The sequence below is a fragment of the Dactylosporangium sp. NBC_01737 genome (assembly GCF_035963215.1).
Lineage (GTDB): Bacteria > Actinomycetota > Actinomycetes > Mycobacteriales > Micromonosporaceae > Dactylosporangium.
This window is the reverse complement of sequence record NZ_CP109153.1, coordinates 4,843,255-4,865,034: the sequence shown is the minus strand read 5'-3', so window position 1 is coordinate 4,865,034 and position 21,780 is coordinate 4,843,255. Positions and strand designations below refer to the sequence as shown.

Genomic DNA, 21,780 nt, shown 5'->3' with positions numbered 1-21,780 from the left:
GTCACCACAGGCCCAGCGCCTCGATCACGTCCGCCGGGGTCGGCAGGAGTTGGCTTGGTTGACCGGTGGGCGTCACCGGGATCTCAAGTTCGTGGTTGAGCCGGATCATGTCGCGCCATTTTCGGGCGAGGTCGAGTTGGTCCCGGACGATGCGGCCTCGGCCGGTGTCGAGGCGCCCTGAGGCGAGTAGGTCATCGAGGGTGAGACCGTCGGCAAGGAGAGTGGCGGCGGTCTTGGCGCCGACGCCGTGGATGCCGGGGAGGTTGTCTGCGGGGTCGCCGGTGAGGGCGCGGTAGTCGGCCCACTGAACTGGTGTGACCTGGTGGCGGGCGAAGACTTCGGCAGGACCGATGTAGCGTTTGCCGGGGTGCATTTTGGTGTTGAGGACCCGCACGCGATCGGTGACGAGCTGGTAGAAGTCACGGTCGCGGGACATGACCACCACCTCACGGGGTGCCGGGGTGATGTGGACGAGTGCGGCGATGACGTCGTCGGCTTCGGCATGATCGAGTTCGGTCCAGATGATGCGGTGCTGGTCGAGGCCGCGTTTGACATCGGGCAGGAACTGGATCGGGGCGAGCGCGGCTTCGTCGGTGGGCCGCTGAGCTTTGTAGGCGGGGTCGATCTCTTTGCGGTCGCTGCCGCCGTACTGGCCGTCGAAGACGACGATGACCTCGGGTGGTGTGGTGAGGTCTTCTCGGATGGCGACGCGCAGGAGGGCAAAGAACGCGAACACGCCGGTGAGGAGGCGGGTTTTGTCGCGGGAGCGGATTTCGGCAGGAAAGCCGAACGTGGCGCCCCAAAGCAGGTTGTGCCCGTCGACGAGCAGGAGCGGGCAGGCGTCGAAGACTTCTACGGGTGCGGATGGCAGGACGGAGCCGCCCATCAGCTCACCACCTTCAAGAGTTGGTTAGCGACAAGGGCGGGCCAATAGTCCCGCGAACGGTAGTACGCGGCCCGTGATGTTGCGGCGTAGCTTACCGGGTCTTGAAGCACCTGACAGGCGGCGCGCCACAGTCCCCGGGCGCCGGAGCTGTACGGCACGATGACGCCGCCGTCGCCGATCAGGTGTGGCAGGTTGCCGATGTCGTAGGCGACGACGGGTGTGCCGGTGGCCATGGCTTCCAGGGCGACCAGGCCGAACGTTTCGGCGTGGGACGGCACGATGACGACGCTCGCTCCGCCGAGCCAGTCCGACACCTCGTGCCACGCCAGGCCGGGCCGGAGGTGCACGTGGGGTGTCTGGTCGGCGAGGGCTTGGCATCGGCGACGTACCTCGCCTTGGCTGCCGTCGGTGAGCTCGAACGGTGCGTCGGCGAGCGCGATCTCAACGGGTCGGCCGAGTACCGCGAACGGTTCGAGGAGATCGGCGACGCCTTTCTCCGGCCCGAGCCGCGCGAGGATCCGGGCCGGCGCCGTTGTGCGGAGGTGTTCGCGGACGGTGCGGGTTTGCGGGTCGGGCACGGTGAGCAGCGTGTTCGGCACCACGGTCCAGGTGCTGCTGTCGTAGCCGCGGGCTGCGGCTTCGGTCAGGACTGCCGCCGACGGTGCGATAACCGCGGACGGGTTATGGGACAGTGCCACGCGCAGGTCTCCGTCGTGGCCGACGACGTGCGCGGCGAGGACGTTGCGGACACCTGAGCGGGTGGGCATGACCCGGCCGAGCCCCCACAGGGCGTCGATGTAGACGACGGCGTAGACGTTGTGCAGCAGGGACAGCCGGCCCAGTTCTTCTCCGATCGCGGCAGCCGACCCGTCGATGGCATCGCGGAGGGTGGCGTCGTCGCACGGGAACCGGACGTTGAGGCTGCGGAGGCGATGTACGGGGATGTTGCGGTAGCTGGACGGTGCGGTCGGGTCTGCCGTGACGATGAGGGAACCGTGGGACATCTCGCGGAGGCCGACGGCGTGGGCGATGACGGCGCGTTCCATCCCGGCTGGGACGTCGGGTCGCCAGGAGGCGAGGACGAACGCGACGGTCATGCTGGGTGCACCTGGTTCGGGATGGGTAGGTCCTCGGTTGCCGTGCCGTCGGGTGGTACCGGTTCCCAGGGGAAGGAAACCCAGTCGTCGACAGTCCATGCCCATAGGTCTGGGTCGAGGGTGCTGCCGGCGTTGCGGCACAGCGCCACTGTGCGCACGGTCACGGTGGGGCCGAGGTAGGTGGTGAGGTCGGGTCGCAGAGCGGTGAGGGTCGCGCCGGTGCCGCAGATGTCATCGACCAACAGCACGGTGCCGGCGAGCTGCTGGCCGTCGACGGCGCTGGTGAGGGGGCCGAGGTCGTAGCTGACGGTCCCGGTCGCTTCGGTGTAGATGGCGTCGGTGGGGTTGTGTTTGGCCGTGACCTGGTAGGTCGGGGTGCGCAGCAGCTGGCTGATGCCGCGGGCGGGGGCGAGGCCGCCGTTGGCGATGCCGATGGTGGCGGTGACCGGTCCGTATCGTCGGCGTGCCGCGTCGGTGAGCAGCTCGATGGCGCGCTCGTACGCGTCCAGCTGGACGCGCAGGATGCGCCGATGGGCGAACAGCCGTGCCGCGGGCACTGCCGGGCGTACGGGTTCGCCGGCCGGGTGGGTGGTGGGGTGGGTGCTCATGCGGCGCCGTCCCGGGTGGTGAGGATGAGGTCTGCGGCACCCCGCAGTGGGTGCAGGCCCCCGATCTGCAGCGCGGTGTCGCTGTTGCGCCAGACCCGGCCGTCCGCGCGGATGACGGTGAAGTTCCCAGCGACGTCACGGGTGCGGAGCCGGACCCGCAGCCGGCGCGGGATGGTGAGCGCGGCGAACACGGTGGTGGCTTCCTCGTCGGTGAGCAGTTCGTCGGGCAGGGTGGAGCCGGCGCCGATCGGGAGCATCTGCAGGGCGCTGAGGCCGCAGGCGCCGAGTCCGGCGGCGAGGTCGACCATGTCCTGCAGGTATCCGGCGGTGCGTCGCATCACGACGGTCTGGATCTGCACGGGGATGCGCAGTTCGACGGCGGTCTGGATGCCGTCGACGGCGCGGGCGAAGCTGAGCGGGCCGCGGATGGCGTCGTGGCGGGCGGCGTCGGGCCCGTCGAGGCTGATCCGGATCGCGTCGGTGCGCTGCACCAGCTCGGCTGCGCGGCGGGCCAGGTGCCATCCGTTGGTGGTGACGGAGATGGCGCTGCGCCCGCCGGCGCGCAGGATGTCCAGGACGTCGGGCAGGTCGCGCAGGAGCAGGGGTTCACCGCCGGAGACGTCGACGCCGAGGACGTCGGCTCCGGCCAGGAGGTGGGCGATTCGGTGGCGTTCGGCGGTGTCGGCTTCGGGGACGGTGGTGTCGTCGAGGCACTGCGGGCAGTGCAGGTTGCACCGCACGATCGGAGACCAGCAGACGCTGCTCGGGGTGCTGCGGCCGAGGTCGCTGGGTGCGACGACCGGCCAGCCGGTCACCATGCCGCCTGCGAGCGTGACCCGGCCGGTGCCGATGGGTGTGGGTGCCCGGTGGGTCAGCCCGGATGCGGGGTCGTGGACAAGGTCGCCGTGTGCGGCGAAGATACGGATCATCGCAGGGTCGCTGCCTTCCGGAGCAGGGATTCGGCGCGTTCGGCCAGGTCGGCGGCGCGGCCGGTCGGGGCGGGCTGTTCGCACAGTTGCCGGTAGAGCGCGACGCGGGAGACGGCGCCGGCGAGTTTGACCTTCCAGACGGCGTCGGCGTTCGGGGGGTCGAGGTGCCAGCCGCGGGCCTGCCGCAGCGGGATGACGTTGCAGCCGTGGGCGATCAACGCGGCGCCGAGGTGGGTGTCCTCGGCCCCCCAGCCCGCGCCGAAGGAGTCGTCGAACCCGCCGATATCCAGGAAGACTCGGCGGGGCACGGCGACGAGCGCGGTGACGACCATGCGGGGCAGGTCCCAGTCGTGATACATCCGGCCGTGGCCGAGGTGCAAGAAGTCCTGTGTGTCGTGCAGGGGCCGGCCGACGAACGGCTGCGGGTAGACCTGGCCGGTGTAGAACATCGGTACTCCGGCTGGTGGCGTCCACCGGACTCGGTGGTCCGCCTCCAGGGCCGGCTCACCGGCTGGCACCACCGGGTGGCCATCCGGACCGGCCTGGTACGGGACGTTGTGCCGGAACCCGGTCAGGATGGTGTTGTGCCGGGCGCGGGCGGCGATGTCGGCCAGGACGTGCGGGGGCAGGACCATGTCGGCGTCGAGGAACACGATCGTGTCCCCGGTGGCGAGGTGGACGCCGACGTTGCGGGCCGCCGCCGCGCCGCACGGCGTTTCCAGTCGCACCGCCTGGTCGATACGCGGGTGGGTGGTGAGCAGGTCCGGGGTGGCGTCGGTGGATGCGTCGTCGACCGCGATCACCTCGATGGTCGCGGCGGTGTGCTGCCTGGTGAGCGCTTCGAGCACCGCGGGGAGGCTGTAGGCGGTATTGCGGGCAGGGATGACGACGCTGAGCCGGGTGCCGCGTCCGTATTCGGCCGGGGTGACGGTGTGCCAGGCCAGGCCGGTGCGGGCGGTGAACGCCGCGGTGATGCGCCGGTGGTCGTTGCTGTTGGCGGTGAGGGCCTCGGCGAGGGTGACGGGCACGGTCACCACCCCCACGCGTCGAGCAGGACCGCGGCGTCGGGCCAGCCGTGGGCATGATCGGGGATCCAGTGCAGCCGCGGGCGTCCCGGGATGGCGAGCAGGTCGGCGAGCAGGACCAGGTACAGCGGCTCGGCGAGGATCAGGATGTCGTCGGGTCCGCCGTCGTGGCGCAGGTCGGGTTGCAGCTGCGCCCACACCTGCGGTCGCAGTTCGCCGGCGCGGTCCGGGTCCAGCGGCCGGTCGTATGGGTGCAGGCGGGTGTCAGCGGTGATGAGGCCGTGTTCGGCGGACAGGAACCGGACCCGGCTGCGGTGCTGCGGCGAGTGCCCGATCCTGGCGCGCAGCGGCGGGACACAGCCGCCGTCGTAGAGGTCGAGCGCGGGCAGCGGGATCCGCGTGGCGGTCTTCTCCGCTGAGCAGCCGACGATCACCAGTTCGGGCGGCGGCGGGTCGGCGTGCACGAGTTCCAGGTGTCGGGTGGTCATGGCGTGCGGACCGGCCGGACGGAGATGCCGCAGCTGCGCCGCTCGGCAGGGGCGGCATTGAGGAACGTGGTCCGCGCGTACAGCGGCGGTGACACGTACGACCCGCCGCGGATGATCTTTCCGCAGCCCATGGAACTACTGCTCGTCCATTCCCAGACGTTGCCGGCCAGGTCCAGTACCCCGTGCGGGGTGGCACCGGCCGGGTGCTGCCCGACCGGCTGTGGACCACGCGGCGCACGCCCGGGACCGGTGAGCAATGCCCGGTCCGGCGTCCACGGTTCGCCGCCCCAGGGGTAGTCGCGCCGGTCCGGCCCGGCGGCGATCCACTCCCATTCCACCGACGACGGCAGCCGGCCGCCGGCTTCGGCGGCGAGCCGGACCGCGTCGTCGTAGCTGATGCCGGTCACCGGCAGGTCCACGTCGCCCGCGCCGCATTGGCTGAGGGTGAGCGGGGTCGCCGCGACGAGCAGATCCGGGACGGTACGCGGTTTGCGGGCGTCGCCGTACAGGCAGGTGCCGCCAGGGACCAGCAGCCAACGGACGGCGCCGAGGCGCGGGGACAGGGTGTCTGTGGTGGTCATGGGTGCGTCTTTCATCCGTCGATGAGGAACAGGTCTTCGGTGTTGGCCTGATGCGGCGGCCTGACCCGGCTCTTGCGCGGGTGCGGTCGCAGCTGCACCGTGGCCAGGGCCGCGGTGATGGCGTCGAACGCGGCAACCGCCGTGGACTGATCCGCGGTGAAGATCAGGTAGTTGTCGGCGAACCGGACGATCGGCCAGCCGTTGAGCAGGGCGTCGACCTGGGACAGCCGCAGGTGGAACAGCGTCGGCCACAGGCCACTGCCGGGGATCAGCGGCGTCGGCAGCACCGCGACGGCACGGCCGAACAGCCGCAGAAACGTCCCGTCCGCCACGTGCACGGCGAGCCAGTCCACGAACTGCTCCGTGGCGCCGCCCGTGGAGGCGCCTGCCACGTCAACGTCGGCGACCCACTGGAGCCCGCTGGTCAGGTATGCGTCGGCTTGCCGCAACGCGGTGATCCGGTTGCGGCGCGGCCGATACGCCGACACCCAGTCCGCCAACACCCGGTTCTCGAGGATCGGCTCGACCGCGCGGCGCATCGCCCGGTGCACGATGCGGTCCTCGACCGTCGGAATCGCCGCCTCGAACACCTTGCCCGCGTATGAGGTGATCTCCACGATGCGCAGCGGGCCGGGCTGCCACACTCCGTTGCGCAGCCGTTGTGCCAGGTCGGTGAGCCGGTCGCGTAGCCCCTGCCGGTAGCCGGCCCAGGTGAGCCCGTCCGCGCCCGGGGCGCCAGCACGGCGCATGCAGAGCCGCGCCGCGGTCACCAGGTGCGGCATGTCGAGCAGATAGGGCATGAGGGAGTGCGCCGGAAGGGCCGCCTCGGGTACGGTTGGAGTCGCTTGGACGGCAGGAACGATCCCGCCGCTGACGATCGCAGGGCCGCTACTCCACACGCGCGGCCCGTGTCGGCGGGAACGACGGCCCCGTCCAAGCCCGGACGCCCTCGCCTCCCGTTGTGGTTGCCGTTCAGCGTCCACGGGCATCTCCCCAAAGCAGGACGTGCAGCCGGCTACTGAGGTGCCAGCCCCGCTCCAGCACCTCATCCGCGAGCAGTTGCGCTCGGGTCATCACCTCGCCGCTGGATGTGCCTTCGGGCATGACCCAGACCGGGTCCAGCCCGAACCGGTGCTGCAGCTGCTCGATCTCGTCCAGATCGGCGACGCTGCCGGCAACGAACTTGAACACGGCGCGGCCGGAGGCCCGCAGCACGGATAGGGCTTGCGGGTTGATCCGCCGCAGCTGGTCCCGGGCGCCGGCGAACCCGGCTAGCTTCGGCGACACATTGAACGTCACCCCGGACGTCAGTAGGCCCTCTACGGGTACGACCGTGCCGTTGGTCTCCACTTCGACCCGACGCCCCGCCGCGAGGACCGCCTCCACCATCGGCAGTAGCCGGTCCTGCTGCAACAGTGGCTCGCCGCCGGTGATGACGAGCAACGCTGCCGGTTGTTGCAGCACCCACGCGACGATGTCGTCCGCGGTCCGCCGGGTGGTGTGCGCGCGGAGGTCGAACCGGGAGGTGTCCCACGTGTACGGGGTGTCGCAGCGTGGGCAGGACAGGTTGCACCGGGACAGCCGCACGAACACCGCGCGCTGCCCGCTGCTCGGGCCTTCACCTTGGAACGTCGGCCCGAATGTCTCCGCGACCAGCAACGGCTGCACGGCCGCGCGGGCTCGCCCGGTCACTGCGCTCATGGCAGTTCCGGCTCGTACTCGGCGTAGGTCGACGTCGTCTCGCACACTCGCACCTTGACCACCCGCGCCGCTGCTGGCAGCTGCAGATGTTTGCTGCACCAGTGGTAGAAGTGGGTCGCGAGGTGCTCGCTCGTCGCTGGCACGTCCAGCACGGTGGTCAGGTCGCGGTGGTCGAAGTGGTTGTCGATGTACGCGCCGAGCGGGTGGAGTTCGGCGAAGTCGACCACGAACCCTGGGCCGGTCAGCACCGGCGACATGAGGATGACTTTGACGGTGTAGCTGTGCCCGTGCACCCGGGCGCACTGATGTCCTTCCGGCAGGCCGGGCAGCGAGTGCGCCGCCTCGAATTTGAACGTCTTGGCGATGCGGAACATTCAGGCCACCCCCGGCGCGGCGGCGTACTCGGTCGGGTCGGTCAGGCCGGCGAGCGTGAACGCCTCCCGCCGCTCGACGCACGTGCCGCAGGTCCCGCAGTGCACCTCGCCGCCCTTGTAACACGACCACGTGTCGGTGAACGGCACCGCCGCCAGGTCGCCGAGCTGGGCGATGTCCGCCTTCGTCAAGTCGATGAACGGCGCTAACACCCGGAAGCCGGGATCGATGAACCCCTCGTTGCCCAACCGGACGGTCTGCTCGTAGGCGGTGAGGAACGCAGGGCGGCAGTCGGGGTAGATCGGGTGGTCACCGGCGTGCGCGCCGAACGCCACCGCGTCCGCACCGACCGACACGGCCCGCGCCACAGCAACGTCGAGCATGATGGCGTTGCGGTTCGGGACCACCGTGGCCCGCATCGACGCGTCCGTGTAGTGCCCGTCCGGGACATCGACCCGAGCGTCGGTGAGCGCCGAGCCGGTCAGCACGCCGGTCAGGCCGGTCAGGTCCACCACGACATGGGGCACCTGCAGCGCATCGGCGGTGCGGGCGGCGAAGTCGAGCTCGCGGCGGTGCCGCTGCCCGTAGTCACACGACAGCAGCGTCAGGCGCGCCCCGGCGCGGTGCAGCGCGTAAGCCAGGACGGTACTGTCCATGCCGCCCGAGATGATGACGACGGCATGCGCCGGCACGACCGAGATCGGATGCAGTGCGAGAGTCTTGGTCACGGCGGTCACCGCCGGCCGGTCAGGCCGAGGAACTCGGCGCGGAGCGTAGCGTCGTGCTCCAGGCCGCCCCGCCATGCCGTGGTCACGGTTGCGGCGCCGCGCGCCTTGACCCCGCGCAGCGTCATACACAGGTGTTCGGCGTCGATGATCACGCCGATGCCGCCATGGTCCGGCACCACTTGGCCGAGGGTGTCGGCGACCTGCTGCGTCACGTCCTCCTGGACCTGCAACCCCCGGGCGGTGCGCTCGACCAGCCGCGCCAGCTTCGACAACCCCAGCAGCCGCGCACCAGGCAGATACCCGACCGTGGCCGTGCCGACGAACGGCAGCAGATGATGGGCGCAGACCGCTCCGAACGGCACGTCCCGCACGATGACGAACCCGTGGTGTTTGCCGGCGTTGTCGAAGTCGGTGGCCTCAAACGGCGCCGCTGCCGGCGTCAGCAGCTCGGTGTAGGAGTCGACCATGCGCTCGGCGGTGCGCCGCGCGTGCGCTCCGCTGGTGTCGACGCCCAACGCGGCCAGCATCACTGCCGCGGCCTGCACGGCAGCGGCGATGTCCACGCCGCCTGCGGTAGGCGGTGCTGGCGCTCGTGTCTGGGTTGCGGTCATTGCGGTGCTCCTTCGTGAAGGTCCGTGCGCTGTCGCGCGTACGGAGTCCAACGTGGGTTCACATCCGGGGCGTGCTGTGCACACGGTTCGGGACCGCTGCGTTAGGGCGGTCATCGCGATGGCTGAGCGCGTGGCACTGCATGCGGCCTCACTGCGCCGCGGCTGGACCACTGGCAGGGGTCGCCGGCTGGCAGGCTGCGAGGACCGGCACACCAGTGGGGGCGAGCAGGGTGGCCGCCGCAGCACCGGCGACGAGCCAGGGCTGCGAGCGGGGTGCACGGGTTTCAGTGGTCACGGCTGTCCTTGGCTGCTGTGGCGGACGGACGAAGTGGCCAGATAGGTAGACCTCGTCTCGCTGTACGAACGCTGTCTTGCCGGCCGGGGTAAAGCGGGGTTACGGCAGTCGGGCGACCGCTGCGTAGCCGATGGCCTCGGCAGCGGTGGCTTCTGGCCGGGGGTGTTCGTCGGGGTGCCATTCCACGATCGACACGAGGCCCGGTTCGAGGAGGTCGGCACCGTCGAAGAATCGGGCCACCTCGGGGTGGGAGCGGGGGCGGAACGGGCCGTGCCCGGCGGCTGGGTCGGCCATGGCGGTCAACCGTTGACGGACGTCGTCGGGCAGCGGGTCGAACGTGGCGTGGGAGACCGTGAGGAAACTGCCGGGCGGCATCGCGTCGGCCAGTTCGGAGACGGCCTCGTATGGATGGTCATCGTCGGGCAGGAAATGCAGGACGGCGACGAACAGCAACGCGATCGGCTGCGTGAAGTCGAGGGTCCGGCGAAGGTCCGGGCTGCCGAGGATGGCGCCGGGGTCGCGGAGGTCGGCTTCGATGTAGGCAGTGGTGCCGGGTATATAGCTGGTGAGGAGGGCACGGGCGTGGGTCATGACGATGGGGTCGTTGTCGACGTAGACCACGCGGGCGTCCGGGGTGACGCCTTGAGCGATTTCGTGGACGTTTGGCGAGGTGGGGATGCCGGTGCCGATGTCGAGGAACTGCGTTACCCCGGCCTCAGCTGCGAGGTACCGCACGAGGCGTCTGAGGAATCGCCGGTTCTCGACCGCAGCTGTCTGCACGGGCGGGAACACCGTGATGAGCCGTTCGGCAGAGTCACGGTCGGACGCGAAGTTGTCCTTGCCGCCGAGGAGGTAGTCGTAGCGGCGGGCCGGGTGCGCGACGCTGGTGTCGATCGGCATCCTCGCGGCGGCGGCGCCGCCGACAGGCGGCTGGAGAGCAGGCGGTGGCGTTGTCATCGGCGTGGTCCTTGTGATGTGTCGGCAGGGTAGAAAGCGGGGCCACCGGGCGGGATGGTGCAGCTCGCCGACCGTGGGAGGTTGGTTCGCAGCGCCGCTCCGACGAAGGTGGTCCTCGGCGGTGGCGGGCATTCGCAGCGGGTTCGGCGCAGGATCCGCGTGGTCGTGCTCGGTTGCAGGTCGGTGAATCCGCCAAGCCGGTAGCCGAGGATCTCGGCGGTGTCCGGGTCGAGGTACACGTCGATCGGGTCACTGCTGCCGTCGGAGAACCGGAACTCGTACCACCCGACCAGTTCGACGCCGGGCAGCATCGCCAGGAGCCGCACGGCGGCGGCACGTTGCGCAAGGCCGAGGATGCGGACGCTGATCAGGTCGAGCAGGACGGCGACGACGGCGGTCGAGCCGCTGCCGGGCGGCGTGACCGCGGTGACGGCGTCGGCGAGGCGGGCCGGGTCGGTCGGTATCGGCTCGCTGATGGGGCTGCGCAGTTCACCGGGCCCATACAGCGTCAGCGGCGGGACAGGGTCCCCGTGGGATGTGCGCTGCTGCCACAGCAGCCCCGATCCGTCTGCGTTGATCTGCCGGATCGACGTCGTCTCGATGGAGCGTCGGCCGGGGTTGCGATCCCGGCGCGTCAGGTGCAGGCAGCTGCCAGTGCCGGGTTGCTGATCGCTGGCGTTGGGTCGCGCCCGTTGGGCGATGGCGAGGAGCAGGCTCTGCGCGGAGGCCACGGCAGGTGGGGCTGTCACGAACGACACAGCGGCACGGTCGCTGAGGTCGGCGTGGCCGGACCGCTGTTCTTCGTCGACGGTTAGGGGGCTGGTGAGCACGGCCAGCGGCACGAGCAACCCGGCGAGTGTGAGCGTCGCTGCGACGGACCCAGGACGGGTTTGGGTGGAAGTGACGGTCATGGTCGCTCCTCGCGGTGGTGGCGGGCGTTGATCAGGGCGAGGATCTGGTCGAGGTGTTCATCGGAGCCGGCCCCGTTTTCGCCGTGGTGTTCGTCGTCGCAGGGGCTGTGGCGGTGCGCGGCGCGATGCGCTTGCCGTCGCTCGCCGTAGATGGCCAGAGCGGTCTGCCACCGTTGCTCGCGGATTGCCGGATCGAGGGGATCCGGGTCGGCTGGGTCCGGGCCGGTGTAGCGTTCGAGCGCGTCGAACATGATCGACACAGCGTCCTCATGCTGGTGGCAGCCACCAAGCAGCAGGGTGGCACGCATGCCGATGAGGAGCCGGTCGAAGCGTTCCCGGTCCCCGCTCGGGGGCTCCCCATGCTGGATCGTCGTCCACGCGATGCGGGCGTGGGAGATGCCGGCGGCGCAGCGGCCAACGTTGAGCAGGTAGTCGGCGAGGTCGAGCCGGATACTGGCCTGCTCTGTCGGGGTGCCGTGGTCCAAGGCGTGGCTGAGCAGTTCGGTGACGATCTGGATCGCTTCGTCGTGTTCGCCGTCCTCGTCTGCCCGGCAGGCAGCAGTCCTCCCCGCGCTGACCCACTTCTCCGGCTGATCGGGCCACAGCTCGCGGCCGGCGCGGTAGGCATAGCGCGCCCAGGCCAGCTGTGACGGTGCAACGCCAGGCTCCGAGATCGTGGTGAAGGCATACATGGCCGCGACAGCGACCAGATCACCGTCCGGCGTCACGGCCGCCGGGTCGAAGCCGGCGACGCACACGGCGAGCGGCTGCGACGCGTCAGCGAACCGCTGTTCGGCGAGCAACGCGAGCGCCGCCTCCCCGGCCTCCCGGACACCGGCCAGTGGTCCCGCCGCGCCGGCAGCCGCATCAGCTTCCGCAGCAGCCAGCGCGGTCAGGCACGTCGGGTCATCGCACGAGTCGTCGGCGTGGTAGGCGCGGGTGTGCTGCTGCGCTTGGTCGGCGAAGTAGCCGACCAGCCCGAGCACCTGCACCTGCTCCGGGCGGTCCGGGAGTCCGTCGATGCGGATCTGACCGCCATACCGGGCGACCTCGTCATGGCGGTGGCAGCCGCCGTGCATGTACGCGGCCTGCACCGCCAACCCGATGCTGACGGTGCTCGGCTCCGGGTGCCGCCGCTGCCACGTGCTGAACACGGCGTGGATCTCGTCGAGGCCCTCAGCGCACCGGCCGTCGGTGTAGAGGACCTCGGCGAGTTTGGCCCGGCGGATGTCGACGGCGTCCTGGTCGTCGCGGTCGGCGGCGTGCTGGACGGCGGCACGCCACGCGGTCACCGCCGCGTCGGGGTGGCCGTGCCGGCGCAGGGCCTCCGCGTGGGTGTCCGTCACGGCCACGACGGCGTCCTGGTCGAGCATGGCCAGCCAGGTACGGTGCGCATACCGGGCCCACGCCAGCGCTGTAGCTCCTGCCTGCGGACCGGCGAACTTCGCGTACCGCTCGGCGATCTCGGCGAGCGGACCATGTGGTGGCACGTGTGCCGGGTCGAAACCGGTCAGAAGGCCCTCGTACAGCCGGCACGCGATCGACGGAGAGCGGGTTCCAGCCGCCTCGCCGCCCTCGCCGGCCCCGCTGTCGGCGACGCCCACTGCGCTGGTCCGGGGCACCGCAACGGGCACAGCATCAGCGTCGGTGCCATCGTCCGCCGGTGCTCCGCAACCGGTGAGCTCGCAGGGTTCGCCGCTGTGGAACTGCGCGGTATGCGAGTGCAGCGCTGGGCTGTGCCGTTCAATGACGTCCAGGTAGTCGGTGAGCGGCACCTCGGCGGGCAAGTCGGTGACGCGCAGCTGGGCAGCGACCGCGGACGCTTCCTCGTGGCGGTGGCAGACGTCCAGGAGCAGGAACGCCTGCGCCACTACGATGAAGGCGTCCGTCGCCGGGTGCTGCGGGCACGCGTGCACGCTGGCGACGGCGTCGGCCGCTGCCGCCGCGCACTGGCCATCCGTGTGCAGGAGGGTAGCCAGGCCGTTCTGCCAGCCCGCGGCCGTGGCCAGGTCGCCGCGTTCGCGGGCGTAGTGCACGACCTCCCGGCAGGCGGCGGCGGTCTCGTCCGCTGGCGCTTGGTGTTGTTCCAGGGCTTTGGCGAGGACTTCGGCGCCGTCCTGGAGGATTTCCAGGTCGCCGCCGTGCAGCTGCTGCGCGGCCCGGTGCGCGTAGCGGGCCCAGTCGAGGGCCGGCGGGCTGGCGGCGGGATCCCCGTCGACAGCTCTGACGTAGACCACGGCGGCGTCGAACAGGGGCCCGTTCGGCTTCGCGGTCGCCGGGTCACGGTGGCGCAGGGTCCGGGCCAGCAGCGCTTCTGCCTCATCGTCGCGGCCCTCATCGAGCAGCGTCACGGCGCGTTTCACGGTCGCGCGGCGCGACAGGCGGGACATGTCCATCCGCGAGCTCATGTCTGGGCCGCTTCCTGACGTGCCGGCACGACAAGGGCGGCCAGGAAATTCCGGTAGGCGCTGCCGGCCGGGCCGTTGTCGTGCGCGGGAAGCTCCAGGGCGGTCGTCGAGGTTGCCGCCGCCGCGAACGGGGTGCTGGTCATCGTGCTGGTCACGATCGGCTCCAAGAACGGTGGGACACGGTTGTGTCGTGCGCCGTGACGGCCTTGGTCACAGTTGGAGGTTCTGGAGATGGAGTGACTGGTTCGGTGGTGCGGCGAGGTGAACCGCCGCGGGGGCGCAACTTCACTCCGGCTGTGGTGAGCACCAGGTGCGCCGTGCCGTAGCTGCACCTGGTGCGGCGGCGATCTGGCGCAGCGACTGCCGGTCCTCGACGTAACGGCGGACCATGTCGTCGCGGACCTTCGGACTGCTCCACCGGCTGGCCCGGTTGTGCTGGCGTCCGCTGTGTTCGGCCATGGCGTCCTCCGGCGTCTTCTGTGGTCGGCGTGGTGGTTGCGGGCCCGGCCCGTCTTCCCGCGATCCGGAAAGACGGGCCGGAGTCCTTACGGCTGCTGCGGTGTCGCGGTCATCGGGTGCGGTGGGGTCGCAGTTTCTGGATGCGGTCCTGGGTGGTGGCGTCGAGGGTGTGTGCCGGTGGGCACGTGCATGGCTGCTGCTGGCGGGTGCGGATGGTGGTCCAGATCCAGATCCGGGTCCGCATCGTGGTGACGTCGGTGTAGACGGTGGGCGCACCGCACGGAGTGTCGGCGCTGGTCTCGCGGCTGCCGATCCCCACGACCGCCCATGCCGGCCAGTTGCCGTCGGTGGTGGAGCCGGCCTGGTGCAGGGCCGGGCTGCCGGAGTCGCCGTAGCAGGCGCCGGGTCCCATGCAGATGTCGCCGTCACCGGCGAACCCGCCCGCGCAGGCCGTGTTCGGCAGGCGGCGGGTGTCGAGCTGTTGCAGCATCGCCGGGGCTCCGGAGGTGGGCGGGTAGGCGGTGAGGCCCCACCCGACCAGCCGGACGGGGTCGCCGTCGCGGACCTGCAACGTGCTGAGCGCCATGCCCGGCACCGGGACCGGTTGGGCGAGTTCGACGAGGGCGTAGTCGTCAACCGGGGCCGGGATGTTGGCAGCCCAGTTCCAGCCGGTGACAGGTAGACCTTGGTGCCGGTGACGACGGTGCCGCCGGTGGTCCGGTTGGCGCTGTCGACCCGGACCGTGACATTGCTGCCGGGGACTGCGACCGGGGCGGGTGCTGCCGCGTCGTCGCTGACGCAGTGCGCGGCGGTGAGGACCCAGGTCGGGGCGAGCAGGGTGCCGCCGCACAGGGCGGTGCCCACTTCTGGGAAGAGGATCTGCACTGCGGTCACGGCGCGGTAGAGCTGGGTGGCCTGCTGCCCGCCGACGATCGCGGCGGCCGGGATGGCGACACCGACAGCCGTCACGGCGATGCCGGTGAGACCGGCGAGGACGACCGCGACGAGGGCAGAGAGTCTGCGGAGCTTCATCAAATCCTTGTCAGGTAAAGGGGTGGATCGGTGTGGACGGTGGTCCGGCAAAGGTGCTCCGGCTCACCGGGGTGGTGTCTTGCGTCGACTCCGGCGCCCAGTTGGGGTTGCCGTCTGGTTGTCGGGTACGACGGTGGGTGCGGGGTGGTCCGGCACCCTGGGAGGTCCGAGGCCGAACCACCCCGCGTGGACGGCGGGCGAACCCTCGGCGGTGGAGGTGCACCGCCGCCCGTCCGGTGCCCGGCCGCCGCCGGTAGGCGGGTCGGCCGGGCGCCTATAGAACCGATCCGCGCCGCGGTGGCCGCCGCGGTCGGACCGACTGCTTCGCCGCGGATCGTGGCCTGACGGTGGCTCGGTGCTGGTCCGTGCGCAGGCGTGTTGCACCTATCCGTAGACCGACACTGCGGTCTCGGCGATGAGCGCTTCGGTGGTGTCGATGACCTCCCGCACCGCCGGGTAGGTCTCACCGATCCGGCGCACCGTCTCCGCGAGCAGGCCCCAGATGTCCAGGCCGGCCTCGTCGAGGTACAGCTCGGAGACCAGGTCCAGGGCCCGGACCATCCCGCCGAGCGCGTCGGTCTGCCAGTCCGGTTGCGTGAACCCGGTCAGCACGCTGCGCAGCCGCCCCCGCACCCGGGGAATGACCATCTCGTCCGTCGGCGGAAAGGTGACCGCCTTCGTGCCGATGAGCCGCCGGCGGGACACCTCACGGACCAGGTCCCCGGCGACGAGCCCGGCGGTGGTCCGCTCGTGCGCGGCCACGGCGAGCTGCCGCAGCGCCTCCCGCATAGGCAGCGCCGCAAGCGTCGGCAGCCCGTCTGAGTTGCGGGCGGCGCGGCGTTGCCGGTGCGCTTGCAGCAGCCGCAGCGCCCAGTCCGCGACCGGGTCGCCGGTCAGCTCCCGGCTGCGGACGAAGACGAGACCGTCGGCGACGCTGATGTGTTCCACCGGGGCGAGCAGATCGGCCAGGATCGTCCCGGCGAGCGCCACGGACAGCGCCCGCTGGTGGGCGAGAGGTTCGCCGGCCTCGTTGTGGGCCAGGAAGTACAGCTCCACCCGTAGCGGCTGCCGGATCGTCGTGGGTGGTTCTCCGAAGGCGTGACTCATCGCCGCTCACCGCGCCGACCCGAGCAGCTCGGCCGGCAGACCACGCGCCAGCACCCGCAGCCGCTGATGAACCCCGTCGTACCCGGTCGCCCCGCGCAGGACGGCGGTGTCGATCGCGGCGTGCATCGTGTAGTTCGGATCGCACACGTTGCCCGGCGCGGCCTTGCCCGCCTGGGAGACGAGCTGGTAGGCGTCCAGGTCGTCGAGGCCGGTCAGCCGGCTCGTCCAGGTGGTGAGGTCGTGCTGGCTGATCCGGAACGCGTCTTCTAGGGGCCGGGCCGCGCCGACGCTGATGAGCTGGTGGTCGGTTTCGATCCGCGGCCACACCGTCCGGACGCCTTTGATCAGATCGACGGCGACGGTGACGTGCATCGCGCACTCGACCCCGACCCCGCACACCTCGCCTTGGCCCTGCCGGGCGTGGCCGTCACCGAGGGAGAACATCGCCCCTGGCACGTTCACCCCCAGGTACAGGGTCGTGCCGGCTCGCAGTTCCGGGGTGTCGAGGTTCCCGCCGTGCACGTCCGGGACGATGCTGGAGCGGACCTCGTCATTCGCCGGCGCGACACCGACCGTGCCGAGCATCGGATCCAGCGGGAGCTCGGTCATGTAATCGGAGCGCCGTGCCCGGTAGCGGACCACCCCGGCGGTCGTGTCGATGTCGTACTGCCACACGACTTCCGGCAACGGCAGCCCCAGCATCGCCGTGGTGTGCGTGCCGGTCAGCGCGCCGAAGTGCGGGAACGTCGCGGACATCCCCCAGTCCCGGGCTGGGCGGATCTCGATGAAGTGCAGGGCGAGGGTGTCGCCGGGTTCAGCGCCGGGGACCCGGAACGGTCCGGTGACCGGGTTGAACCGCTGGCACACCTTCGAGGGCAGGTCATCGACGGTGAGGACCGCGCCGCCGAAGCAGTCCTCGGTGCTCGTGTGCAGCACCTGACCGGGCAACACGTCCGCGATCGGGTACCGGCCGCCGAACTGGTACGTCAGGTCGGACTCGGTCATCGTGTGCTCGACGACCTTCGGCAGGCCACTCACTCCGATGGTCATGCGGCGTCCTTGGCCGTCGGGGTGGTCATCCCGGACAGGGTTGGGCGGCGACCGGCGGCGTAGAGGCCGATCAGGACGACGACGCCGATGCCGAGCCAGATCAGCGCGAGGCGCTGCGCGGCGACGTTGGCGTTGATCACGACGTACATGAGGATCGTGAACCCGGCCGCCGGGAGTAGCAGATGCGACCACAGGTTCCGGGACTTGTTGCGGATCACGTAGTGCCAGACGACCGCGACGTGCAGGACCAGGAACGCGGACAGCGCCCCGAAGTTGATCAGGCTGGACAGCAGCGCGATGCCGTCCGACCGCCACGCCATGTACAGACCGATCGCCACCGACAGCACGGCAGTCAGGACGATCGCGTTCGCCGGCACACCATGCTTGATCGACACCTTGCGCAGGAACCTGGGCAACTGCCGGTCCCTGGCCATCGCGAACAGCAGCCGCGACGTGGCCACCTGCGCCACCATCGAGTTCGCGACACCCCACGCGATCGCCGTCGCGACCGCGGTCAGCGTCGCCAGCCAGGAGCCACCCGCGACTCTGGCCGCGTCGTAGAACGCCACCCCGTCCGGGTCGCCGTTCGCCAGCAGCCCAGCCGGGTCAGGGACCAGCAACGCCGCCACCCACGTCTGCGCGATGAACAACAGCCCGGCCAGGCCCAGCGCGGCAAGCATCGCCTTGCCGATCTGCCCGGCGCCGCCACGGTTCTCCTCAGCCAGCATGGAGATGCCGTCGAAACCGAGGAACGACAGCACCGCCACCGACACCGCCCCGAACACCACCGACGAGGTGAACGTCGCCGAGTTGAACACCGGCGACCACACCGAACCATGACCCTTGCCCTCCAGCAACGCGAGCCCGGCAGCGACGAGGAAGACGACCAACACGATCGCCTCACCGGCCAGCATGACCAGCGTGATCCGGGCGGTCATCCGGATACCGAACACGTTGACGACCGTGTTGAACAGCACGAACCCGATCAACCACAACCACACCGGGACCGCCGGGACGGTGGCATGCATCGCCACCGACGCGATCAGATACAACAAGCTCGGGACGAGCAGATAATCGAGGAGGATCGCCCAACCGGCCAGGAACCCGACCGGGGCGCCGATCCCACGGCCGGCGTAGTTGTACACCGATCCGGCCAGGGGAAACGCGTTCACCATCTGCGCGTAGGACGCGGCGGTGAACAGCATCGCGACCATGCCGATGACGTAGGCAAGAGCGACCATGCCACCGGAGGCCGTGTACACCGAGCCGAAGATGCCGAAGGGCGCGATCGGCACCATGAACACCAGCCCGTACACCACCAGGTCCCGGAACCCGAGGGTCCGCCGCAGTTCAGGCCGGTAACCGCCCGCCTGCGCTGGTCCTCCGCCCGCCGGGACCGGTAGCCGCTGTGTCGTACTCACGTTGCTCGTCCTCCCAATCGACTTCGTGAACCCCCGACCGGCCGCCGGTGGGCATGGCGCATCCGCGCGTCACCGCCTGACGCGCCGGTGCTTCTGTTCGTTGAAATTGGAACGCTGGGATCTGGTCGCCGCCGTCAGCCAGCGCAGCGACGGCGACCAGAAGCTTCAGAACCGCCAGACAAACGCCAGATCGTCGGCTGCGGCCGCGACCCGGACGGCAACGAACAGCCGTTGCACGACCTGACCGAGCGCATCGTCGGCAACATCCGCGACCAGGAGCACCGACTCGGCCTCCACCCGATGGCGGACGAGTCGTTCAACCAGGTCGGCGTCGATACTGTCTCGACGGCAGCCGCAGAGGAACACGTACTGTCGTTCGCCATTTGGTCCCCACGACGGCTGCAAGAGCTGGTCGCAGTTGTCACACGTGAGGAGCCTGCAGAGCTCGAAGCGGTCTCCTGCCCTCGACCGGAGCCGGCGCGCTGCCGCCGCATGCTCGGGTGGTACGCCAACCCGTGCCGGCGTTGCACCGCCCATTGCAGGCTCCTCGTCTCGCGGACCACACTGCGTTGGCCCTCCGTAGATCCACACATCACGTTCAGTGCGGTGTGGAGGTAGCTTGGCCCATAGATAGACCTGCGCGGATTACCAGGATTGGTGAGAATTTCCCCCACAGCCGCAAGTCGCTGATCTGGCCATTCGAAGATCAAAACGGCGCCAGGTACCCACGGCGAGACACCCCGAGCTACCACCGCATGTATCGGCAACGCTGCTGACGGCGATAACGTCCAGACAGCAGCCGTCAGGAGGTGCGTAGCGATGCCTCGGACAACCGGGACGAAGGTTGAGCGCGACGAGGTCCGCCATACTCTGGCGAGATTCGGTGCCACGCCGGCCGCGGTGGCAGCGGAGTTGCAGCGCCGATTCGGCCTGCGCCCGCGAGAGGCGTACCGACAGGCGCACGGCTGGACACAAGACGCCGTAGCGGCCCAGCTCAACGCCGCCAGCACCGGATCCGCCGCCTACACAGGTGCCCGCATCAGCGACTACGAACGCTGGCCGGTCGGAGGCCGGCGGCCGACTCTGCATGCCCTGATCGCCCTCGCGACGGCGTACGGCACCACACCGACGGCGCTCGTTGACCTCGACGACCTCGCGGCGATGCCAGAAGCGGAGCGTTCACTGCTCCTGCACAACGCTGCACCAAACACCGCTGCTGTCGAGCCCTGGACCGCCCCGTCTTTGGGCATCTCGGGCAATCAGGGCCGCGCTGTGCGGTGGAATGTTGGAGACCTACTCGACGAGACGGAGCTGATCATCGCCGTGACGGAACGGACTTCGGAGTTCGGAGCCTGGGCCGAGTCATCGAACGTCGGGCCCCTGACGCTTGACGACGTCGCCGCCTCGACGCGCAGGATCGCCGTTGACTATCTGACGCAGTCGCCGGTGCCCATCTACGCCCGGGCAGGTCTGCTGGTAGACCGTGTCTTCCGCCTGCTGCAGACCGGCCACCAGCACCCCGATCAGACCCGCGAGCTGTACACCTGGGCCGGTTACCTGTGCACATTGCTGGCCTGGATGGCAGGAGATCTGGGTCATCATGCGGCGGCGGAGTCTCAGGCCCGCACGAGCTGGATGTGCGCGGAGATGGTCGGCGACGACACGTTGCGCGCGTGGGTCCTGTCGACGATGAGCAAGGTCCATCTGTGGGATCAGCGGTACGAAGACGCTGCGGCGGTGGCGGCGAGGGGACTCGCTCAAGCACCGAACGGCACTGCGGGCGTCATGCTCGCCTGCCAGGAGGCGGACGCGTGGGCCGAGATCGGTGCAGTCGATCCAGCCCGCGAAGCACTCGATCGAGCCGAGGACGCCCGTCAACGAGCGGGCTCCGACGCGGTCGGTGGCTTGCTCGCCTGCGGCGAAATCCGCCACCACAACTACGCCGGCGCCGTCCTACTGCGCATCGGCCAGCCGGTCGCAGCCATCCGGCACGCGGAGCAGGCCCTGACCACCGCCGCGGGAGACTCGACCGTCGCGTACGGCACGCTCTCGCAGATACGCATCTGGGCGGCATCAGCGCACATCGCAGCCGACAGCATCGACGGCGCCATTGAGGTGCTGAGCCCCGTGCTCGCGTTGCCGACCGAACAGCGCCTCGACACGGTCGCCCGTCGCCTTCGGGAAGTGGACCGACTGATCGGCTCCAGACCGACGGTTCGCACCAGCCCGGAGGCCCGCACCCTGCAGGCGGCTATCCGAGACTTCTGCACTGGCAGCGTCAGCCGCCAGTTGCCCGCATAGGAACTGGAGAAAACCCGATGTCCACCGCACACGCAGCCGAAGTTCGCGACCACTGGTACTGGCGCCCAGGATGGGGAGTCGGCTCCCGGTTCTACACGTGGCACATCACCTTCAGCGACCAGCCTTCGGTCGCGTTGCTCGCCGACGAATACCGTGACGTCCTCTCCCCGCAGTCCTCCCTCGACATCATCCCGATCGAGTGGCTGCACCTGACCATGCAGGGCATCGGGTTCGTCGACCAGGTCCCACAGCCGGAGGTCGACGCGATCGTCGAAGCCGCACGTGTTCGATGCGCGGCCCTCAGCCCGATGAAGCTCAGTATCGGGATGCCGCATGTCGACTCGGAGTCCATCCAGATCGCCGTCCAGCCGGCGGAGCCGGTCCGGCAGCTGCGGTCAGCGATTCGTGCCGCGATCGCGGATGTCTGGGGCGACGACCGGGTACCGGAAGCGGCCGAGCCGTACAACCCGCACATGAGTCTGGCGTACATCAACGCGCCTGGGCCGGGGGCGCCGCTCGTGCAGATGCTTGACGACGCGCCGCAGATCACGGCCGACGCACTTGTTGCCTCGTGCCAACTCATCGTCCTGAACAGGGACGAAGGCATGTATGTCTGGGAGCCGTACGCCACGATCACACTCGGAGGCTGACGCTCCCGAGTTGGCCGCGCAGCCGGAAGTGTCGGAGTCGCCCAAGCAGGCGAACGTCGCAGGGCAGTACATCTGGTTGGGTTGTTCACCTGATCGAGCGCGATCACCGTACGAGCGGAGTAGTCCGCCCCGGGCGTTCATTCGGCAGTCTGTACTGTGAAGA

General features: G+C 70.0%; 25 protein-coding genes and 1 pseudogene. 2 read left to right on the top strand and 24 right to left on the bottom strand.

The features are described 5' to 3' along the window. Position 1 precedes the first annotated feature (1 nt). The 24 genes and pseudogenes from OHA72_RS22190 to OHA72_RS22080 all read right to left on the bottom strand — a co-directional run bounded on the left by OHA72_RS22190 (position 2) and on the right by OHA72_RS22080 (position 19,032). Positions 2 to 886 (bottom strand): 5'-3' exonuclease, encoded by an 885-nt coding sequence (locus OHA72_RS22190; RefSeq protein ID WP_327009695.1) that lies wholly within the window; start codon positions 884 to 886, stop codon positions 2 to 4. Next, positions 886 to 1,983, bottom strand: coding sequence for a glycosyltransferase family 4 protein (locus OHA72_RS22185; RefSeq protein ID WP_327009694.1), 1,098 nt, complete (start codon positions 1,981 to 1,983; stop codon positions 886 to 888). Before OHA72_RS22185 ends, OHA72_RS22190 begins: the two co-directional genes overlap by 1 nt. Next, complete coding sequence (locus OHA72_RS22180; RefSeq protein WP_327009693.1) at positions 1,980 to 2,591, bottom strand: phosphoribosyltransferase; 612 nt, start codon at positions 2,589 to 2,591, stop codon at positions 1,980 to 1,982. Before OHA72_RS22180 ends, OHA72_RS22185 begins: the two co-directional genes overlap by 4 nt. Further along, positions 2,588 to 3,520, bottom strand: coding sequence for a radical SAM protein (locus OHA72_RS22175; protein WP_327009692.1), 933 nt, complete (start codon positions 3,518 to 3,520; stop codon positions 2,588 to 2,590). The genes OHA72_RS22180 and OHA72_RS22175 overlap by 4 nt, the downstream gene beginning before the upstream one ends. Beyond that, positions 3,517 to 4,563, bottom strand: coding sequence for a glycosyltransferase (locus tag OHA72_RS22170; RefSeq protein ID WP_327009691.1), 1,047 nt, complete (start codon positions 4,561 to 4,563; stop codon positions 3,517 to 3,519). Before OHA72_RS22170 ends, OHA72_RS22175 begins: the two co-directional genes overlap by 4 nt. Beyond that, the gene (locus OHA72_RS22165; protein ID WP_327009690.1) at positions 4,551 to 5,033 is read right to left on the bottom strand and encodes a DUF6884 domain-containing protein; all 483 of its coding nucleotides are present in this window, start codon (positions 5,031 to 5,033) and stop codon (positions 4,551 to 4,553) included. Before OHA72_RS22165 ends, OHA72_RS22170 begins: the two co-directional genes overlap by 13 nt. Next, positions 5,030 to 5,614, bottom strand: coding sequence for a formylglycine-generating enzyme family protein (locus OHA72_RS22160; protein ID WP_327009689.1), 585 nt, complete (start codon positions 5,612 to 5,614; stop codon positions 5,030 to 5,032). Before OHA72_RS22160 ends, OHA72_RS22165 begins: the two co-directional genes overlap by 4 nt. Positions 5,615 to 5,625: 11 nt before the next feature. Beyond that, complete coding sequence (locus OHA72_RS22155; protein WP_327009688.1) at positions 5,626 to 6,414, bottom strand: RNA-directed DNA polymerase (Reverse transcriptase); 789 nt, start codon at positions 6,412 to 6,414, stop codon at positions 5,626 to 5,628. A gap of 172 nt (positions 6,415 to 6,586) precedes the next feature. Then, a complete protein-coding gene (locus OHA72_RS22150) occupies positions 6,587 to 7,315 on the bottom strand; it encodes a 7-carboxy-7-deazaguanine synthase QueE (RefSeq protein WP_327009687.1) in 729 nt (242 codons plus the stop codon). After that, positions 7,312 to 7,689 (bottom strand): 6-pyruvoyl trahydropterin synthase family protein, encoded by a 378-nt coding sequence (locus tag OHA72_RS22145; RefSeq protein ID WP_327009686.1) that lies wholly within the window; start codon positions 7,687 to 7,689, stop codon positions 7,312 to 7,314. The genes OHA72_RS22150 and OHA72_RS22145 overlap by 4 nt, the downstream gene beginning before the upstream one ends. After that, positions 7,690 to 8,415 (bottom strand): 7-cyano-7-deazaguanine synthase QueC, encoded by a 726-nt coding sequence (gene queC / locus OHA72_RS22140; RefSeq protein WP_327009685.1) that lies wholly within the window; start codon positions 8,413 to 8,415, stop codon positions 7,690 to 7,692. Positions 8,416 to 8,420: 5 nt separating this feature from the next. After that, on the bottom strand, positions 8,421 to 8,978 hold the full coding sequence (gene folE, locus OHA72_RS22135) for a GTP cyclohydrolase I (protein ID WP_327009684.1): 558 nt from the start codon (positions 8,976 to 8,978) through the stop codon (positions 8,421 to 8,423). Between the two features lie 442 nt (positions 8,979 to 9,420). Further along, positions 9,421 to 10,278 carry an SAM-dependent methyltransferase gene (locus OHA72_RS22130; protein ID WP_327009683.1) on the bottom strand — a complete coding sequence of 286 codons (858 nt, stop codon included), beginning with the start codon at positions 10,276 to 10,278 and terminating at the stop codon, positions 9,421 to 9,423. Then, positions 10,275 to 11,189, bottom strand: a complete 915-nt coding sequence (locus OHA72_RS22125; RefSeq protein ID WP_327009682.1) for a hypothetical protein — start codon at positions 11,187 to 11,189, stop codon at positions 10,275 to 10,277. Before OHA72_RS22125 ends, OHA72_RS22130 begins: the two co-directional genes overlap by 4 nt. Further along, positions 11,186 to 13,597, bottom strand: a complete 2,412-nt coding sequence (locus OHA72_RS22120) for a hypothetical protein (RefSeq protein WP_327009681.1) — start codon at positions 13,595 to 13,597, stop codon at positions 11,186 to 11,188. The genes OHA72_RS22125 and OHA72_RS22120 overlap by 4 nt, the downstream gene beginning before the upstream one ends. Beyond that, positions 13,594 to 13,752: a hypothetical protein gene (locus tag OHA72_RS22115; RefSeq protein WP_327009680.1), complete on the bottom strand. Its 159-nt coding sequence runs from the start codon at positions 13,750 to 13,752 to the stop codon at positions 13,594 to 13,596. Before OHA72_RS22115 ends, OHA72_RS22120 begins: the two co-directional genes overlap by 4 nt. Next, a complete protein-coding gene (locus tag OHA72_RS64780) occupies positions 13,749 to 13,904 on the bottom strand; it encodes a hypothetical protein (protein WP_442788659.1) in 156 nt (51 codons plus the stop codon). The genes OHA72_RS22115 and OHA72_RS64780 overlap by 4 nt, the downstream gene beginning before the upstream one ends. Continuing rightward, positions 13,883 to 14,056, bottom strand: a complete 174-nt coding sequence (locus OHA72_RS22110) for a hypothetical protein (protein WP_327009679.1) — start codon at positions 14,054 to 14,056, stop codon at positions 13,883 to 13,885. The genes OHA72_RS64780 and OHA72_RS22110 overlap by 22 nt, the downstream gene beginning before the upstream one ends. Before the next feature lie 109 nt (positions 14,057 to 14,165). Next, a complete protein-coding gene (locus tag OHA72_RS22105; RefSeq protein ID WP_327009678.1) occupies positions 14,166 to 14,906 on the bottom strand; it encodes a trypsin-like serine protease in 741 nt (246 codons plus the stop codon). Continuing rightward, a pseudogene (locus OHA72_RS64775) lies at positions 14,843 to 15,088 on the bottom strand (trypsin-like serine protease); the annotation flags it as partial. The gene OHA72_RS22105 and the pseudogene OHA72_RS64775, both read right to left, overlap by 64 nt. Positions 15,089 to 15,472: 384 nt before the next feature. Next, positions 15,473 to 16,195, bottom strand: coding sequence for a GOLPH3/VPS74 family protein (locus tag OHA72_RS22095; RefSeq protein ID WP_327009677.1), 723 nt, complete (start codon positions 16,193 to 16,195; stop codon positions 15,473 to 15,475). A gap of 6 nt (positions 16,196 to 16,201) precedes the next feature. Beyond that, a complete protein-coding gene (locus OHA72_RS22090; protein WP_327009676.1) occupies positions 16,202 to 17,245 on the bottom strand; it encodes an acetamidase/formamidase family protein in 1,044 nt (347 codons plus the stop codon). Then, the gene (locus tag OHA72_RS22085) at positions 17,242 to 18,666 is read right to left on the bottom strand and encodes an APC family permease (protein WP_327009675.1); all 1,425 of its coding nucleotides are present in this window, start codon (positions 18,664 to 18,666) and stop codon (positions 17,242 to 17,244) included. The genes OHA72_RS22090 and OHA72_RS22085 overlap by 4 nt, the downstream gene beginning before the upstream one ends. Before the next feature lie 165 nt (positions 18,667 to 18,831). Then, positions 18,832 to 19,032 (bottom strand): hypothetical protein, encoded by a 201-nt coding sequence (locus tag OHA72_RS22080; RefSeq protein WP_327009674.1) that lies wholly within the window; start codon positions 19,030 to 19,032, stop codon positions 18,832 to 18,834. A 534-nt stretch (positions 19,033 to 19,566) separates the two neighbouring features. Between OHA72_RS22080 and OHA72_RS22075 the strand changes: the two genes are divergently transcribed. Both OHA72_RS22075 and OHA72_RS22070 read left to right on the top strand, forming a co-directional pair. Beyond that, the gene (locus tag OHA72_RS22075) at positions 19,567 to 20,967 is read left to right on the top strand and encodes a helix-turn-helix domain-containing protein (protein WP_327009673.1); all 1,401 of its coding nucleotides are present in this window, start codon (positions 19,567 to 19,569) and stop codon (positions 20,965 to 20,967) included. A gap of 134 nt (positions 20,968 to 21,101) precedes the next feature. Continuing rightward, positions 21,102 to 21,617 (top strand): 2'-5' RNA ligase family protein, encoded by a 516-nt coding sequence (locus tag OHA72_RS22070; protein WP_327009672.1) that lies wholly within the window; start codon positions 21,102 to 21,104, stop codon positions 21,615 to 21,617. Positions 21,618 to 21,780: the final 163 nt, after the last annotated feature.

What these genes read in the sequence shown, in the direction of transcription:
- OHA72_RS22190 (WP_327009695.1), bottom strand. Translation starts at nt 886, where the DNA reads ATGGGCGGCTCCGTCCTGCCATCCGCACCCGTAGAAGTCTTCGACGCC.
- OHA72_RS22165 (WP_327009690.1), bottom strand. Translation starts at nt 5,033, where the DNA reads ATGACCACCCGACACCTGGAACTCGTGCACGCCGACCCGCCGCCGCCC.
- OHA72_RS22150 (WP_327009687.1), bottom strand. Translation starts at nt 7,315, where the DNA reads ATGAGCGCAGTGACCGGGCGAGCCCGCGCGGCCGTGCAGCCGTTGCTG.
- OHA72_RS22180 (WP_327009693.1), bottom strand. Translation starts at nt 2,591, where the DNA reads ATGAGCACCCACCCCACCACCCACCCGGCCGGCGAACCCGTACGCCCG.
- OHA72_RS22120 (WP_327009681.1), bottom strand. Translation starts at nt 13,597, where the DNA reads ATGAGCTCGCGGATGGACATGTCCCGCCTGTCGCGCCGCGCGACCGTG.
- OHA72_RS22110 (WP_327009679.1), bottom strand. Translation starts at nt 14,056, where the DNA reads ATGGCCGAACACAGCGGACGCCAGCACAACCGGGCCAGCCGGTGGAGC.
- OHA72_RS22175 (WP_327009692.1), bottom strand. Translation starts at nt 3,520, where the DNA reads ATGATCCGTATCTTCGCCGCACACGGCGACCTTGTCCACGACCCCGCA.
- OHA72_RS22125 (WP_327009682.1), bottom strand. Translation starts at nt 11,189, where the DNA reads ATGACCGTCACTTCCACCCAAACCCGTCCTGGGTCCGTCGCAGCGACG.
- OHA72_RS22130 (WP_327009683.1), bottom strand. Translation starts at nt 10,278, where the DNA reads ATGACAACGCCACCGCCTGCTCTCCAGCCGCCTGTCGGCGGCGCCGCC.
- OHA72_RS22155 (WP_327009688.1), bottom strand. Translation starts at nt 6,414, where the DNA reads ATGCCCTATCTGCTCGACATGCCGCACCTGGTGACCGCGGCGCGGCTC.
- OHA72_RS22090 (WP_327009676.1), bottom strand. Translation starts at nt 17,245, where the DNA reads ATGACCATCGGAGTGAGTGGCCTGCCGAAGGTCGTCGAGCACACGATG.
- OHA72_RS22145 (WP_327009686.1), bottom strand. Translation starts at nt 7,689, where the DNA reads ATGTTCCGCATCGCCAAGACGTTCAAATTCGAGGCGGCGCACTCGCTG.
- OHA72_RS22160 (WP_327009689.1), bottom strand. Translation starts at nt 5,614, where the DNA reads ATGACCACCACAGACACCCTGTCCCCGCGCCTCGGCGCCGTCCGTTGG.
- OHA72_RS22095 (WP_327009677.1), bottom strand. Translation starts at nt 16,195, where the DNA reads ATGAGTCACGCCTTCGGAGAACCACCCACGACGATCCGGCAGCCGCTA.
- OHA72_RS22185 (WP_327009694.1), bottom strand. Translation starts at nt 1,983, where the DNA reads ATGACCGTCGCGTTCGTCCTCGCCTCCTGGCGACCCGACGTCCCAGCC.